11 protein-coding genes and 3 pseudogenes are annotated in these 14,937 nt (G+C 55.9%); 12 read left to right on the top strand and 2 right to left on the bottom strand.

The window, feature by feature from the left end; translation table 11 throughout:
- Positions 1 to 101 precede the first annotated feature (101 nt).
- Positions 102 to 914: a helix-turn-helix transcriptional regulator gene (locus HY29_RS14220; RefSeq protein WP_206741979.1), complete on the bottom strand. Its 813-nt coding sequence runs from the start codon at positions 912 to 914 to the stop codon at positions 102 to 104.
- A gap of 83 nt (positions 915 to 997) precedes the next feature.
- Between HY29_RS14220 and HY29_RS14215 the strand changes: the two genes are divergently transcribed.
- The 6 genes and pseudogenes from HY29_RS14215 (at position 998) to HY29_RS14195 (ending at position 5,524) form a co-directional block, all read left to right on the top strand.
- Entirely contained in the window at positions 998 to 2,074 is a 1,077-nt protein-coding gene (locus HY29_RS14215) for a quinone oxidoreductase family protein (protein WP_034798103.1), read from the top strand.
- 172 nt (positions 2,075 to 2,246) lie between these two features.
- Positions 2,247 to 2,854, top strand: a pseudogene (locus HY29_RS19920) (IS6 family transposase); the annotation flags it as partial.
- A gap of 579 nt (positions 2,855 to 3,433) precedes the next feature.
- Positions 3,434 to 3,535 (top strand): annotated as a pseudogene (locus HY29_RS19915) (IS6 family transposase); the annotation flags it as partial.
- Between the two features lie 9 nt (positions 3,536 to 3,544).
- Positions 3,545 to 3,759: pseudogene (locus HY29_RS20005) on the top strand (IS6 family transposase); the annotation flags it as partial.
- Positions 3,760 to 3,901: 142 nt separating this feature from the next.
- Positions 3,902 to 4,345, top strand: a complete 444-nt coding sequence (locus HY29_RS14200; RefSeq protein WP_034798101.1) for a DUF4265 domain-containing protein — start codon at positions 3,902 to 3,904, stop codon at positions 4,343 to 4,345.
- Positions 4,346 to 4,765: 420 nt separating this feature from the next.
- Complete coding sequence (locus HY29_RS14195; RefSeq protein WP_034798099.1) at positions 4,766 to 5,524, top strand: DeoR/GlpR family DNA-binding transcription regulator; 759 nt, start codon at positions 4,766 to 4,768, stop codon at positions 5,522 to 5,524.
- A gap of 14 nt (positions 5,525 to 5,538) precedes the next feature.
- Here HY29_RS14195 and HY29_RS14190 read toward each other — a convergent pair whose 3' ends face one another.
- Positions 5,539 to 6,927, bottom strand: coding sequence for an amidase (locus HY29_RS14190; protein WP_034798097.1), 1,389 nt, complete (start codon positions 6,925 to 6,927; stop codon positions 5,539 to 5,541).
- Positions 6,928 to 7,110: 183 nt separating this feature from the next.
- On the opposite strand from HY29_RS14190, the gene HY29_RS14185 reads away from it, so the two are divergent.
- From HY29_RS14185 to HY29_RS14160, 6 genes are all read left to right on the top strand, one after another.
- On the top strand, positions 7,111 to 8,058 hold the full coding sequence (locus HY29_RS14185) for a phosphotransferase (RefSeq protein WP_155838354.1): 948 nt from the start codon (positions 7,111 to 7,113) through the stop codon (positions 8,056 to 8,058).
- The gene (locus HY29_RS14180) at positions 8,046 to 8,867 is read left to right on the top strand and encodes an inositol monophosphatase family protein (protein WP_034798095.1); all 822 of its coding nucleotides are present in this window, start codon (positions 8,046 to 8,048) and stop codon (positions 8,865 to 8,867) included. Before HY29_RS14185 ends, HY29_RS14180 begins: the two co-directional genes overlap by 13 nt.
- Positions 8,868 to 8,932: 65 nt before the next feature.
- Complete coding sequence (locus HY29_RS14175; RefSeq protein WP_162176734.1) at positions 8,933 to 11,170, top strand: TonB-dependent receptor; 2,238 nt, start codon at positions 8,933 to 8,935, stop codon at positions 11,168 to 11,170.
- A 21-nt stretch (positions 11,171 to 11,191) separates the two neighbouring features.
- On the top strand, positions 11,192 to 12,589 hold the full coding sequence (locus HY29_RS14170; protein WP_034798092.1) for an ethanolamine ammonia-lyase subunit EutB: 1,398 nt from the start codon (positions 11,192 to 11,194) through the stop codon (positions 12,587 to 12,589).
- Positions 12,579 to 13,358, top strand: coding sequence for an ethanolamine ammonia-lyase subunit EutC (gene eutC, locus HY29_RS14165; protein ID WP_034798089.1), 780 nt, complete (start codon positions 12,579 to 12,581; stop codon positions 13,356 to 13,358). Before HY29_RS14170 ends, eutC begins: the two co-directional genes overlap by 11 nt.
- Positions 13,348 to 14,727 carry an MFS transporter gene (locus tag HY29_RS14160; RefSeq protein ID WP_162176733.1) on the top strand — a complete coding sequence of 460 codons (1,380 nt, stop codon included), beginning with the start codon at positions 13,348 to 13,350 and terminating at the stop codon, positions 14,725 to 14,727. The genes eutC and HY29_RS14160 overlap by 11 nt, the downstream gene beginning before the upstream one ends.
- The last annotated feature ends 210 nt before the right edge of the window (positions 14,728 to 14,937 follow it).

Below are 14,937 nucleotides of genomic sequence, written 5' to 3'. Positions count from 1 at the left end.
GGTCTTAAGCGAATAATGGAGACGGGTTCGACTTCGTCTGACAGCACCTTTCAACTGGATCCGGCGCCTCATGCCACACTCTTGAGACAATCATTGCCCTTCTAATTTGCTGCCGAATATACCGTCAGCTTAAGCGCAGGATCATCATTGGCTTGAAAGGTTGCATACTCAAATTGCAAAGTGCCTCTTTTGGGGTGCTGAAGATGTTTCTGGCCAGCTGCTAGTTCGTGAATGTCGTGAGCTTTCCACCACGTAGAGAACTCCGGACATCCCTCGCGAATTTTATCCAGCAGATCACAGAATGCCGGATCGCCGGACCAAAGATCATAAGTGAGACGGAACAGCGCCACCATACGCTTTGCCTCACCTGCCCACCCTGAACCAAAGAGCTTACGGCTTTCTCGGCTCGTCAACATCAATAGAAGAATGTTGCGATCTTCCTCCGCCACGCGATCAAAGTTGAAGATCTCGGCAGCTGCGTCATTCCACACCAGGACGTCCCATCTTCGCCCGGTGATGTAGGCCGGCTGATTTAGGCTTTCCACTATTCGCTTCAACGAATCCGGCACCGTTTCGCGAACGAATATGCCGGACGCGGCAGAGCGTGTTAATGTCCTAATATGGGCTTGCTCCGCCTTGCTGAGGCGCAATGCTTTCGCCAATGCGTCAATTGTTGCCTCGGATGGCCGAACATTCCGCCCCTGTTCGAGACGTATATACCAATCGGTGCTTATTCCGGCGAGTTCAGCAACCTCCTCGCGGCGAAGTCCCTTGGTCCGGCGCCGTTGTCCGCCCGTTAGCCCAACCACCTCAGGTGTCAGTTTTTGCCGACGCGATCTCAGAAAGTGGCCCAGCTCCCTGCTTTGCATTTCAGGGTTTGGCATATCCGTCATCGCAAACTCCGCAAGTGGCATCGTTTTATCCTAGGATAATACTATGTCTATTTCGCTCTCGCTCATTGTGCAAGGCTGGTGCGCACTAGCCTGGAGGACTGTAAATGCGAGCCGCTATCCTGAAAGAATTTGGAGAACCAATCACCGTCGAGACTGTCCCGGACCCAGTACATAATGGGGGTACAGGCGAGGTTATCGTGGATGTCGTGGCTACCCGCGTGCTCAACTATATGCACGAAGTTCTGGACGGAACGCGGAACTATCTTCTGGAAACACCGATTGTACCCGGCCCGGGCGCGGTAGGCCGCGTCCGTGCTTGCGGGGCGGACGCGACCCGCTTGAAGATAGGTGACTGGGTCTATTGCGATTCAACTGTACGATCCCGCGATGATTCACTTGTTCCTGACATCACTCTCCAGGGTCTGAGCGCCCGTGGAGAGGGCGGGCTTCGCCTGCAGAGGTATTTCCATGACGGGGCATGGGCTGAACAAATCCGTATACCTACCGAAAATGCTATCCCCATCGGCGCGATTGATGAGGTCGACGCCGGCGCTTGGTGCGGGCTCGGCGCCTATCTGGTGCCTTATGGAGGTTTCCTATCCGGAAACCTGCAACCAGGTGAAACGGTTTTGATCAGCGGGGCGACGGGGGGATTTGGAAACGCGGCTGTTGCGGTCGCCTTAGCTATGGGTGCCGGTTGCGTTATCGCCACCGGCCGCAATCGCGCCAAGCTTGACAAGTTGCGCGAACGCTTCGGGCAACGCGTGCGCACCGTCACAGTTAGCGGCGAAGAAGAGATCGACCGCGCCAACATGATGGCTGCAGCGCCGGGCCCGGTCGACTGTGTTTTTGATATTTTGCCACCCATGGCGAAAGCCGAACAGGCTCGCGCCGCCATCATGACTGTGCGTCCCTACGGCCGTGTGATCCTTATGGGCGGAATCAATATGCAGGGCGGGCCTGGGCTTGAGTTGTCCTACGCCTGGATCATGCGCAATTGCGTGACCATTCATGGAGCATGGATGTACTCGGCCGAAGCCCCCCCAATGCTGGTCAAGCTGATCCGGTCTGGCCTTCTTTCCCTTGGAGGGGACAAGACGCAGATTTTTGATCTGGATCAGATCAACGAGGCTATCGCACACGCAGCAAAAACGGGCAGGGCCGCTGAAATCAGACTGTAGAAAGACGATTCAAACTTCAGAAACAATGGATTTCTTCCCCAAGGAACGGCTATCCGCTCTCAAAGCGAATTTCTGCTGACATTACACTATCAGGTGTATCCGAGTTCCTTGCGGGGGCATTGTCAGAGCAAACGGGCTTGAGGCGTAGGGCAGGGGCGTTTAGCCTTGGAAAATGGCCAACAACCCGTTCCGCTACTTCAAAACCTCGCCCGAGGTCATCCAGCTTGCGGTCATGATGTATGCCCGATTTCCGCTGTCATTGAGGAATGTTGAAGACCTGCTCCATGAACGCGGCATCGGCATCTGCCACGAAATGGACCGGCACTGGGTTGATCGTTTCGGGACTTACTTTGCGCATAAGATCCGCAAGCGCCGTTCAGAACGAATGAGACAATCGCCGCAATGGCAGTGGCACTTGGACGAGGTGTTCGTAAAGATCCGTGGGAAGACTCACTATCTGTGGTGAGCGGTCGATCACGTCGGTGAGGTTCTGGAGTCCTTCGTCACGAAAACTCGGGACAAGGCTTCCACATTGAAATTTATAAGAAAAGCTATGAAACGCTACGGCATTCCGCATGTCGTGGTGACGGATAGATGCCCATCATATCGGGCAGCCATGAAAGTGATCGGGAGCGAGAGGCGTCAGGAGACCGGCCGGCACCTGAAAATCGCGCCGAAAACTCACACTTGCCATTCCGACGAAGAGGACGCGCCATGTCCCGTTTCCGGCGAACGCGAAGTCTTCAGAAATTCGCTTCGATCCATTCGTCTCCGAAAAACGGAGACTGGTTCGAATTCGTCTGACACCACCCATTTGACAACGGCCCTCAAACGCCGCTCGCATTTGTATTTTAGGAGCCGCCATGTCTGACCCATATTATTGCAAACTATATATCGATACCGACGAGGATGAGGGAGATCTCGAATTGGCTTTAGCCGACGCGGCCGCCAGCGCTTTTGCAGATGTCAGAGTGGAGTACCCAGTGTATCCTAACGACGACTTCGACCCAAGTTCGCGGGCGAGGATGCCGTACGATTTCATCCAATGCTCCCGCTATTACGTTGAGTTGGGAACTTTGGAGCGGGCAGCTGAACTACCTGACTTCCAGTCTGGAGTCGCGGTGTTTGTCAGGAGTCTCCGAGACAATGGGCGCATTGTTACTGCGGCGTGCGACTTTGAGGAGTTGATCGCTGACGCCACTGGCTGGAACTGGTCCGAAAGTACGCCTGAGCCGCCAGGAAGACGTGTAGAATCATGAGGGCATTGTCAGGGCAAACGACCTTGAGGCGTAGGGCAGGGGCGTTTAGCCTTGGTAAATGAGCCAGAACCCGTTTCGCTATTTCAAAACATGACCCGAGATTATCCAACTTGCGGTGATGCTGTATGTCCGTTCCCCGCTGTCACTACGCAACGTCGAAGACCTGCTTCACGAGCGAGGGATCGACATTTGCCAGGAGACTGGCCAACACCTGAACAATCGCGCCGAAAACTCACACTTGCCATTCCGACGAAGAGAACGCGCTATGTCCCGTTTTCGGTGCATGCGAAGTTTGCAGAAATTTGCTTCGATCCATTCGTCAGTGTACAATCACTTTGATTTCGAAGGCGCATCAACACCAGAATTCGATTCAAACAGATAGGGGACACCGCGCTTCGCGCATGGCGTGACCTTCTCGTAGTTTAGGACCTGCTGGTCCGCGAATAACGGAGACTGTTTCGAGTTTCTCTGACACCACCCGCCAGAGAATGGCCAAGTGCTCTGCCGTGCTTGCAATATCGAAAAGAGCGAAAAGCTACCAAACTAGAGTATTGAAACGGAAACGAGATTGAACAGATCCCCTGCATCCCACGTTAAGGTCGTCTTCAAGCTTACCCAAGACGAAGATGGGTTCCCTCCAGAAGAACAAGAAGCTATTTGGGCAGTCCCACTTGGATGCGGTCGTTATCGGATTGATAATATTCCATTTTTTGCAATGGGTGTCAGTGACGGAGATGCCGTAAAAGCCATTGAGACCGAAGGCGTATTAACGTTCGAGTCAGTTGTCGAGCCATCAGAAAACTGCACTATTAGGATCATCTTTTTTGACCGCGATGCTGAGGATTCCTTGCGAAAGACGCTGAATCGTATGGGGTGTAGCATAGAAGGAACTGGCATCGACGGATTGATCAGTTTGAGCGTGCATAAGGACAAATATGACGAAGTTGAAAGTGTGCTTCAAAATGCATTCGAGCTGAGCATTCTAGATTATCAAGAAGCCACTCTGAGGTAGCGGGTAGAGAGTGCCTGTTAGGCAGGATAAAGCGAACTTCGCGCCTTGCGCCTTGTAATAACGATGATTTTGTTGGCGCCATTTTGGCGCCCCGAGCTGTAAAATCGGCCCAGAATGGTGCCCCCTGTACGCACAATGTCAGATGCATTGTCAGCGGAACCCGGGTTGAGGAGGTGATTTCGGGGGCGTCGCGTTGTCCAGCCTCCATCTTATGGGCCACTGATCTGAAGCTTCTCTACTAAAGTTGCCGGCAAAGAGCAGGGCGGCCGTTCGTCCACGAATATTGGAGGCGGTTTCGTTTGAGGCTGACACCACATTCAACAGGGCATTGAAGGCTGTTAATGCCACTTTATTACACAAAAATACATAACTTTGTGTTTCATATGAGGTATATAGCCGATTTTGCGGAGTATCCCGAACATGTGGGCTGAAGAGCGTCACACCAAGATTATGACCCTGCTGAAGGAGCGACAGCGGGTTGAATCCGAAGAATTGACGCGCAAATTTTCCGTGTCGCGCGAAACGATAAGGCGCGACCTGAAAATCCTGGAGAACCAAGGGCTTATCAAGCGAACGCATGGCGGCGCGCTGTTTAAGGAACCATCCGCAGAATCGCCATTCCAGGAACGTAAGATGTCGCGCGTTGCGGAAAAGCGAGGGCTGGCGCAGGCGGCAGCTTCGCTCATGCAGGCGGGCGGCAGCTATTTCGTGGACGCCGGATCAACGACCTCCCTCATGGCTGAGTATATTGCCGATCTAGGGAATGTCTCGATTATCACCAATTCCATTGATCTTGCGCTGTCTTTGCGAAATGCCAGTTCTTCAGTGGACATTGTACTTCTTGGTGGAGTCATGGTTTCCGAAGTGCCCGCAACGTTCGGCGAGATCGCGCTGCGGCAATTGCGGAATTTCCATGCCGACATTGCCTTCATTTCGCCGGTGGGCATCGATGCCGATATAGGCGTGAGCTACTACGATCTCGGCGAGGCGGAACTCGCAGGACAGATGCTCGAACAGGCGCAGGTCTCAGTGGTTATCGCCGATGCCAGCAAATGTGGAATTGTCAGCCGGGCAATCGTGCGCGAATGCGCCAGCATCGATATCCTCGTCACTGATGCAGTCGATACGGCGGCTTTCACACAGGCCGGTCTGAAGCGCGTGATACGTACGAACGCATAGCTGGGCGTTGCTTCTCAGACAGGCGTTGGCCAGTTCATCTCGAAGCCGCGAATGTCCTCATAGGCGCGCGAAAGCTGCAACACACCGAGGTCATCAAATCTGTGGCCGACGATTTGCAGGCCGATTGGCATTCCGTTGGAACTGTCAAAACCACAGCATATGGATGTCGCGGGATTTCCGGTCTGGTTCCAGACAGGTGTGTAGATGGGTGTGGACTCGGAAACGGATGGCCGCGTGGCCTCGGCTGGGAATCCGCTCATGCCGGAAACGGGCGAGATCAGGAAGTCGTAGCCAACCATCTGATTGAGGACCCGGGTTTTTACAGCTTCGATCGAGTCGAAGGCAAGGGCGATCTTGTCGGCACCGAGCTCCTTGGCCTTCGTGAAGCTTTCAACAAAATAGGACGGGGTCTTTTCAAGCGCTGAGTCTGAAAGCTTGAGGAATTCGGCGAGCCCACGGAGCAAAAGCGGTATGCTCACGATCTCCATGAAATCGCCACCAACCACAGACGGTGCTTCATCGACAATGGCGCCGGCCGCCTCGAATGTCTTGGCGGCCTTGCGAACCGCCGCGGCCACAGCAGGCTCCGGTAGGTGTCCGGTGTCGCCCTCCAGGACGAGAAGGATACGAACGCCCTTCATGGGTTTCGCAGACAAGCCGGAAAACACTTCGTTCGTGGGTGGCAGGGCGTCATAGTCGCGCCCATCATATCCTGAGAGGACGTCAAGCAGGAGGCCGGCGTCTTCCGCCGTGCGCGCGAGCGGCCCTGCGGAGCGGACTGGGCTGGGCGGCAGGTGGGGAATGCGGCCCTGGGTAGGCTTGAGGCCGACAAGGCCGCACATGGCAGCCGGGAACCGCACGGATCCGCCTATGTCCGAACCGACTGCAAGAGGGCCGCAAAGCGCGGCAGCGGCAGCGGCGCCACCTGCAGTCGATCCGCCGGGGTTTAATGCGGTGTTCCAGGGGTTGCGAGTTATGCCGTAGGCGCTGCTGACGCCTGAAACCAGAAGACCGAAATCAGGCATTGTGGTCTTGGCATACATGATGCCGCCTGCTTCGCGCACACGCATGGCCGGTGGCGAATCATACTGGCTCGGAGGATTGCCGGCATTGGCCTTATTGCCCCGAAGCATCGGCATGCCATTGACTGCAATGCTGTCCTTGATCGTGACCGGAACGCCGTCGAGCTTGCCCATGGGCTCGCCGCGCAGCCATCGCGCTTCAGATTGCGCCGCAGATTTACGTGCGTCTTCTTCGTTTATGAAAACAAGCGCATTGAGCGCAGGGTTTACCTTACTCGCGCGTTCAAGGAGGTCCTGCATGACTTCGACCGGGGAGAAAGCCTTGGTTTTGTAACCGGCGAGAAGCTCGGTGGCGCTCAATGTGTGAAGCGAATACGTCATTATGGTCTCCTGATTTCAGCATCCACATAAATACGCAAACCGCAAAGTTGTAAATATGTGGTTTTTTGAAGATTCGTGTGGACTTGATGGTTGTTGCGTGCATAACTTCCATCTGACAGGTCGTTTGATGACGGATTGACGGCAGGTCGAGGCAGATGGATCAAGCACGAGGCGGGTAAACGTTTGACGGGCACGAATGTAGATTTCAGGACTTTGGGCGAAGCTGAAACATTTGCTGAGCAGCGTATCGAGCGTGTCATGCAATTGTTCGAACCTATTGCGGGCCTGGCCCCCCGATACAGCAAGATCGCAATCGGCATCACGAATGTGAACTGGCTGGTCGAGACGAGCGACAGCAAGTATTTCGTCAAGGTGTATGGCGAGAACACGAGTCGAATGATCGACCGCGAGTCGGCGCTGATCGCGTCAGAGCGCGCCGGCCAGATCGGTGTCGGTCCACGGCTCATCGCGAGTTTTTCCGATCCCGGCGCCGAGGTATATGAATTTCTCGAGGGCTTTCGCAATTGCGCGGCGGAAGATCTCGTCGACCCACTGGTCCGTAAGAACGTGCTGTCGGCCTATCGTAAGATGCATGCTCTTGCGCCTCTGCCGCTGACACGTACAGGTTTCGATCAACTCAGGCAGCGCAAGGCGCTGGTTGATGCCGAAGGCATTGCCCTTCCTGAAGACATTCACGATCTGCTTGAGGCTTGCCAAAAGGCCGAAGACGCCGCGCTGCGCGCGGGCATCTCTCTCTCTGTCTGCCACAATGACAGTTATGCGCCGAACTTCATGATTGATGCGAACAAGAACGTCCGAATCGTCGATTGGGAATATGCCTCCAACAATGACCGGACCTGGGACCTTGCGATGATCGCGCTGTCCAGCATGCTGCCGCCTGGAGAGGTCGATATTCTTGAGGAATATTTCGGTGATGTTCCGGAAACCGAACGGGCCAAGCTAGTCATGTATGGTGGCGCGCTCGCCGTTTCATGGGGTATGTGGGCCTTGCTTCAGACCCAGTATTCCCGAATCGAATTTGATTACCTTGCCTATTCGGGCCAATTGTTTGGAGTGGCGCGCTCCCTCATACAGAGTGAGGAATGGGAGGCAGCGCTATGCCGGTACTAAGCGACACCCAGCGCGCCTGGCTCACGGATTCCTATGCCAGCGAACTCGTTCACGCAGCTGAGCAGGCGGCGGATGCCGCGCGTGCCATCATCAAGCCGCTCTTCCGTTCAAAGCTGGTCGCATCCGCAAAAACAGACGGAAGTCCCGTCACGATCGCTGACAAGCGCGCCGAACTTGAAATGCGAACAGTGCTGGCCTCCCTTTATCCCGACTTCGGTATTCTCGGCGAGGAATATGGCCTGGACAGGCCGGGTGCCTCCCTGCGGTGGGTACTCGATCCAATAGACGGGACCCGTTCATTCATCACCGGACGTCCTATTTTCGGAACGCTGATTGCCCTCATGGACGAAGGCGTTCCGGTGCTCGGCATAATCGATCAGCCGATCACGGGCGAGCGTTGGATCGGTCTCAAGGGGCGGCCGACGCAATATACGGGTTCCCTCGGCGGCGAGGTCGGCACCCGCAAGGTCGCCCTGCTGTCGCAAGCAGAAATGTCCTGCACCGCGCCGGACATGATCGCATCGGCCGACTTTTCCAATTGGCAGAATCTCTCTGATTCGGTGCGGCGCGTATCATGGGGTGGTGATTGCTACGCCTACGGACTGCTATCACTCGGGCAAGTCGATATCGTCGCAGAAGGCGACCTCAAGGTATGGGACTGGGCGGCCATACAGCCGATTGTCGAGGGCGCAGGCGGCGCTGTCGTCGACTGGGCTGGCAATACGCCTCAAGAGACGGGTGACGGACGCATCCTCGCCGTGGGAGACGAAGCATTGCTGCCAAAAATACTACGAATACTGAACGCATAAGAAAAATCGGGATGGAAGCGCTCTGGGAGCTCGACGTATCAAATCGAACTTTTCTGGAGAACGCTATGAAGAAACGCATGTACTCAAGATCTGCCCCTGGCGGATCGCGCCATATGGTCATGAAATCGCTACTGCTGGTCGCCGCCAGTGTGCTCGCGATTTCATCTGGCGCCTTTGCCCAATCGGACGGCGCTGAAGAAGATGACCAGTATGTACTGAACAATATTGTCATCACCGCCCAGAAGCGGGAACAGAACCTTCTCGACGTTCCCATTTCAATCACCGCGTTCACGGGGGACGCCCTCGAAGAAAATGGCGTAGGCGACCTCGGCGACCTGCAGAACCTGGTTCCCAATTTCCAGGTGAGCGACAACGTCTCAGTGCGAACAGTATATGTGCGCGGCGTAGGCGGCGGTGGTCGTACGGTGGCCTTTGATACGCGAACAGGCATCTATCTCGATGGCGTCTATATCGGCCAACCGATGGCCGCCGACGCAGTCCTCGTGAATCTGGAACGCGTTGAAGTGCTGCGAGGCCCTCAGGGCTATCTCTACGGCCAGAACACCGTGTCAGGCGCAGTGAACCTGGTGACCAAGGCACCGTCGAACGAGCTGGAAGCCAAAGTTATCGGCTCCTATGGTAACGAGAACGAGACCAAGCTTGTCAGCATGCTCAATGTCCCGATCGTGGATGAAAAGCTTCTCCTTCGCGTGGGTGGCTCATACCACACGCGAGACGGATTTATGGAAAACGTCACGCTGGGGACTAATCCTGACGACCAGGAAGATTTTGCCGGTCGCGCCCAGCTGCGCTATATGCCGACGTCAGACCTGATAATTGATTTCTCGGCCGACTATGCCAAGCAACTTTCGCATAAGGTGAACGGCGAGGCGCGTAGCGACACCTTCAATACGGGCGGCACTCCGAACCCGCCTGCAGACAAGCCATTTATTGTCGATGACGACTATCCGGAAAAGGACGTCAACGAGAACTGGGGCCTGGCGCTCACCGTGGGCTACGAGATGTCGGGTGCGACGCTGACTTCGACGACAGGCTATCGCAACGCCGCGCGCAAATGGGATGTCGATGTCGACCATGGCAGCGCCGGGTTTGGCTTCCTCAACTATGTCGACAACTATGAGACGCTAAGCCAGGAATTCCGGCTTAACGGCGACGTCGGTCGCCTCACTTATGTTGCCGGTCTCTATTACATGAACACCAAGGGTGAGAATGACCGGTCAATCACATATGCTGCCCAAGCCCCGCTGCTAGGCATTCCGGCCTATTCGGTGATTAATACCAACCCGTCCGTCGACAACTCGAGCTTCGCCATATTCACAGCTCTCGACTACGCGCTGACCGATGAACTCACACTCAATCTCGGGGGGCGGGTCAATTACGAGACCAAGGAACTGACGTTCAACCAGTCGTCGGACCTCGGTCCTCCGATCACGAATATTGCCGTCGTGTCCGACTATGTGCGTGACTTCAATGAGACCTCGTTCTCACCAAGTATCGGCCTCACGTGGCAGCCGACACCAGATACGACCGTGTATACGAAATATTCGCGCGGCGTGAAGTCCGGCGGGTTCAACGCCGACTATCTCAATACATCCCAGCTTGAGGGCGATCTGAGTCTTGCCAAGGAGACGGTGGACAGTTTCGAGATTGGCTCAAAACTGGCCCGGCTCGACGGACGACTGACGCTTAGCGCCGATGTCTTCTACGCCAAGTATTCAGACTACCAGGTCAGCCAGTTCCGGATTGCGGAAAACGTCAGCCCACCTAGCATCGAACTTGTGTTGAACAATGCCGGCCAGGTCGAAACATACGGGCCGGAGCTGGAGCTGTCCTGGGCACCGGTCGACAATCTGGTTATCGGGCTCAGCGGTGCATGGCTCCACGCCGAGTATAGCGAATTCAAGGATGGTGGCGGAATCGGCGTCGACTATTCCGGCAACCAACTTGAGTTCGCGCCTGAGCTGACAGCGGCGGCAACGGTGGATTACACAAAACCGCTTTCAAATGGTGCTGAGGCATTCGTACGGATGAACGTGGCATATCACGGCGATCAATATTCAGATTCCTCGAATGAGGAACAGTTCCATCAGGACGCCTATACACTCGTGAACGGCAAGATCGGTTGGACGTCACCGTCCGGTGACTGGGATGTGTCGCTCTACGCCAAGAACCTATTTGACGAAGAGTACGACCTTGGAACGTCTCCTGACGCGTTTACGACCCTCTTCGGAAAATATGGTGATCCTCGCACCTACGGCGTGGAAGTAAGCTGGAACTACTGATCGCAACGGAGGCCTATCGACATGCCCGCATACTCGACGGATATCAGCGGAACCAGATATCGCTTTGCGAATGTGCGCGCTGTCCTTTCGGCAGCAAGCCCTGACCGGTCGGGAGACCGCCTGGCGGGGCTTGCTGCTACCAGCGATATCGAACGCGTGGCGGCGCGCCTTGTGCTCGCGGACATGCCCTTGCAGGTTTTCCGCGAAGACATGGTCATTCCTTATGAGGATGATGAAGTTACGCGGCTCATCGTGGACGGGTTCGATGCGCAGGCGTTCGCCCCGATTTCCCATCTGACAGTCGGCGAATTTCGTAACTGGCTGCTAGATAATGGCACGTCAGGCGAGCTTATCACCTCAACCTGCTCGGCATTGATGCCCGAAATGGCTGCGGCCGTCAGCAAGCTCATGCGGAATCAGGACCTGATCGCCGTTGCCCGCAAGATAGAGGTCGTGAAGACCTTCAGGACGACAGTCGGTTTACCCGGCAGGCTGTCCACCCGGTTGCAGCCAAATCACCCCACCGACAGTCCGGAAGGGATTGCAGCCTCGATGTTGGACGGGCTTCTGCTGGGGAGCGGCGACGCGGTCATTGGGGTTAACCCAGCCTCCGACAGCACGGCGCGCGCAGGCGAGCTTCTGAGGCTGATTGATGAGTTCCGCGTTGCGCTGGAGATACCGACTCAGAGCTGCGTGCTGACGCACGTCACCAACACGATGGAGCTTGTTGAATCGGGGGCGCCCGTTGACCTGACATTCCAGTCAATCGCTGGGACCCAAGCTGCCAACCGCGGCTTTGGCATTGATCTGAACATCCTCGCAGAGGCGCAAGAGGCGACTCTCTCGCTTAGGCGCAATCCTTCGTCTGACACCGTGATGTATTTCGAAACGGGGCAGGGGTCGGCGCTGTCGGCGGATGCGCATCATGGCGTCGACCAGCAAACACTGGAAGCGCGTGCCTATGCCGTGGCACGCCGCTTCAATCCTTTTCTTGTGAACACGGTTGTTGGTTTCATCGGCCCCGAATATCTCTTTGACGGCAAGCAGATAACGCGCGCCGCACTTGAAGATCATTTCTGCGGTAAGCTGCTTGGCCTGCCGATGGGCGTGGATGTTTGCTACACAAACCATGCCTCCGCCGATCAGGATGACATGGATACGCTCCTGACGGTTCTCGCCGTTGCTGGCGTTCACTTCGTCATGGGTGTGCCAGGTGCTGACGATATTATGCTCAACTATCAGAGCACAAGTTTTCATGACGCGCTGTATGTGCGCGACGTCCTATCTTTGAAGCCCGCGCCTGAATTTGAGACATGGCTCTTTGACCGCGCATTGATGGGACCGGATGGCCGCATCGCCCGGCATTCCAACCAGAACCTCGTTAACGAGCTGATCGGGAGGCTGCCGGATGGACGATAACAAAACGCCAGCTCAGGATATTTTCGAGAGATGGCGCAGCATTACATCCGCCCGCATCGGCTTGATGCGCTCGGGTCAAGGGATTTCCACGCGCGTAATGCTGGAATTCCAGATTGCATTCGCCCAGGCCCGCGACGCGGTGCATTCGCGTCTCGATACGGCCGCCCTGGCAAATGCCCTCGGCAGCGATACCATCGTGACGCACAGCGCAGCGCCTGACCGCATAGCTTATCTGATGGACCCCGGATTGGGGCGCCGATTGGCCAGCGATGCCGTCATTGCGGGCGACGCGTTCGAGGCAGTTATTGTTGTTGCAGATGGACTATCTGCAACCGCAGTTCAGCGGCACGCTCCGGAAATCGTTCACGCGCTTCGCGCGCACATGAGCGACTGGAAAATAGCACCCATCGTCATTGCGGAGCAGGCGCGCGTCGCAATTGGCGACGACATAGGCTCCCGCTTTGGGGCGGATCTCGTCATTGTCCTGATCGGTGAAAGGCCCGGCCTCAGCGCCGCAGACAGCGTCGGTGCCTACCTGACATGGGCGCCGCTCGTGGGGCGCTCGGACAGCGAGCGCAATTGCGTTTCTAATATACGCCATCCTGGGGGACTTCACCCGCAGATCGGCGCAGCCAACATCGCCTGGCTAGCAGAAGCCGCACGCGGTGGGCGCCTGACGGGCATAGGGCTTAAGGACCGCTTCGTGGGACCAGCCGAGCTGGAAAGCACCACACCCCCTTCAATTGGAGATGACCCAAATGCCGGATGACGGAAGAATAATGATGAGGACCAAAGGGCGAATTTATCCGTCATGGCGTCTCGCCGCCTATGCATTTCCTGCCGTCCCGATTTCGGCCATCGGGATCCCGCTCGTCGCATATCTGCCAGCATATTATGCAACCGAGGCAGGGCTCTCACTCAGCGTTGTCGGTACCATTTTCCTCATTGTACGATTGGCCGATATTGGTCTTGACCCTCTGATTGGTGCGGCCATGGATCGAAACCGTACCCGTTGGGGCCGATTTCGTCCGTGGCTCGTCGCCGGTGCGCCGCCAATGGCGGTTGCGGCCGTGATGCTTTTTTCACCGCTGGGAACCCCGTCTAATATGTATCTCACCCTGTGGCTGGCTGTGGCCTACGGGGCCTATTCGGTCTGCTATCTCTCGCATCTTTCGTGGGGCATGTCCCTTTCAACAGACTATAACGAGCGGTCGCGTATATTTGCTTTCTGGCAAGGCGCCGCCCTACTCGGCTCGATCAGTGTCTTGGGCACACCGATCATCGTCGAGGGGTGGCTCAAGCATTCCCACGCAGCAGGCATTGCCGCGATGGGATTTCTGATAGCTGGACTGTTGCTTGTTTCGGTTGTCACGGCAGTTATTTCAATGGGCGAGCCGCCTGCGGCTAGCGATAAAAAGACTGCACGGATATCAGACTACCTGCGGCTCATGGTGCGACCGACAATTGCGCGATTGCTGATCACGGATCTCTTGATCGGTCTCGCAATGGGAATGAACAGCGCCCTGTTCTTCTTCTACTTTGGATTCTTCAAGGGGTTTGCCCAGCTCGATATAGTCGTGCTTCTGTTTCTCAATTTGTGCGGATCACTATGTGGTACGCCGATATGGACCTTTCTGACTGACAAGATCGGTAAGCATTTCGCGGCGTCCTATGCATTCTTCTTCTATGCCCTTTCGCTTATCCTCATCCAGTTCACGCCTGCCACTATGTCATTGATGTGCTTCATGCTGTTTTTAGCCGGGTTGACACTCTCTGCTGGGCCCCTCCTTCTGCGTTCAATGATGGCAGATGCTGGGGACGAGGAGCTGTTGAGGTCCGGGCAGGATCAGACGGGTGTTCTTTCCGCGCTCTTTTCAGGTACAAACAAGATTGGGCTCGCCCTCGCGCCGGGACTCACATTTCTCATCCTGGGCCTATTCAATTTTTCCACGACCGAGCAAAGCTCAGATTCGGCACTTGGTGCGCTCCAGGCACTCTACATATTCGTGCCTGCGGTTCTCGGTTTGGGCGTGGCATTCATCATTCGTGGACATCCGCTTACGGCAGAAACGCACGCGAATGTCATGCTGCTTATCAAGCAGGGCGCTGGTTCCGAAGAAAAGGTTGGCGACAGCTAAGGTCACCTTCTCGAAGCTCAACATCGCAAATTACCTTAGGGGAGCGACTCTAATAGGCGTGCGCTTGCGAACCCTTTATAATTGTGGATCGCCCATTCTTCGGCGTCCGGCTCCAGGGAAGCCCCCAGCATGGCGCGCACAAGATCCGCAGGCGCCGTTTGGAAAGAATGAGGCAGTCACCGCAATGGCAGTGGCACCTGGACGAAGTCT

The sequence above is a fragment of the Hyphomonas beringensis genome, assembly GCF_000682755.1.
In the GTDB taxonomy this organism is placed as follows: Bacteria; Pseudomonadota; Alphaproteobacteria; order Caulobacterales; family Hyphomonadaceae; genus Hyphomonas; species Hyphomonas beringensis.
This window is presented reverse-complemented; position numbering and strand designations above follow the sequence as displayed.

What these genes read in the sequence shown, in the direction of transcription:
- HY29_RS14160 (WP_162176733.1), top strand. Translation starts at nt 13,348, where the DNA reads ATGCCGGATGACGGAAGAATAATGATGAGGACCAAAGGGCGAATTTAT.
- HY29_RS14180 (WP_034798095.1), top strand. Translation starts at nt 8,046, where the DNA reads ATGCCGGTACTAAGCGACACCCAGCGCGCCTGGCTCACGGATTCCTAT.
- eutC (WP_034798089.1), top strand. Translation starts at nt 12,579, where the DNA reads ATGGACGATAACAAAACGCCAGCTCAGGATATTTTCGAGAGATGGCGC.
- HY29_RS14220 (WP_206741979.1), bottom strand. Translation starts at nt 914, where the DNA reads ATGCCACTTGCGGAGTTTGCGATGACGGATATGCCAAACCCTGAAATG.
- HY29_RS14175 (WP_162176734.1), top strand. Translation starts at nt 8,933, where the DNA reads ATGAAGAAACGCATGTACTCAAGATCTGCCCCTGGCGGATCGCGCCAT.
- HY29_RS14195 (WP_034798099.1), top strand. Translation starts at nt 4,766, where the DNA reads ATGTGGGCTGAAGAGCGTCACACCAAGATTATGACCCTGCTGAAGGAG.
- HY29_RS14215 (WP_034798103.1), top strand. Translation starts at nt 998, where the DNA reads ATGCGAGCCGCTATCCTGAAAGAATTTGGAGAACCAATCACCGTCGAG.
- HY29_RS14190 (WP_034798097.1), bottom strand. Translation starts at nt 6,927, where the DNA reads ATGACGTATTCGCTTCACACATTGAGCGCCACCGAGCTTCTCGCCGGT.
- HY29_RS14170 (WP_034798092.1), top strand. Translation starts at nt 11,192, where the DNA reads ATGCCCGCATACTCGACGGATATCAGCGGAACCAGATATCGCTTTGCG.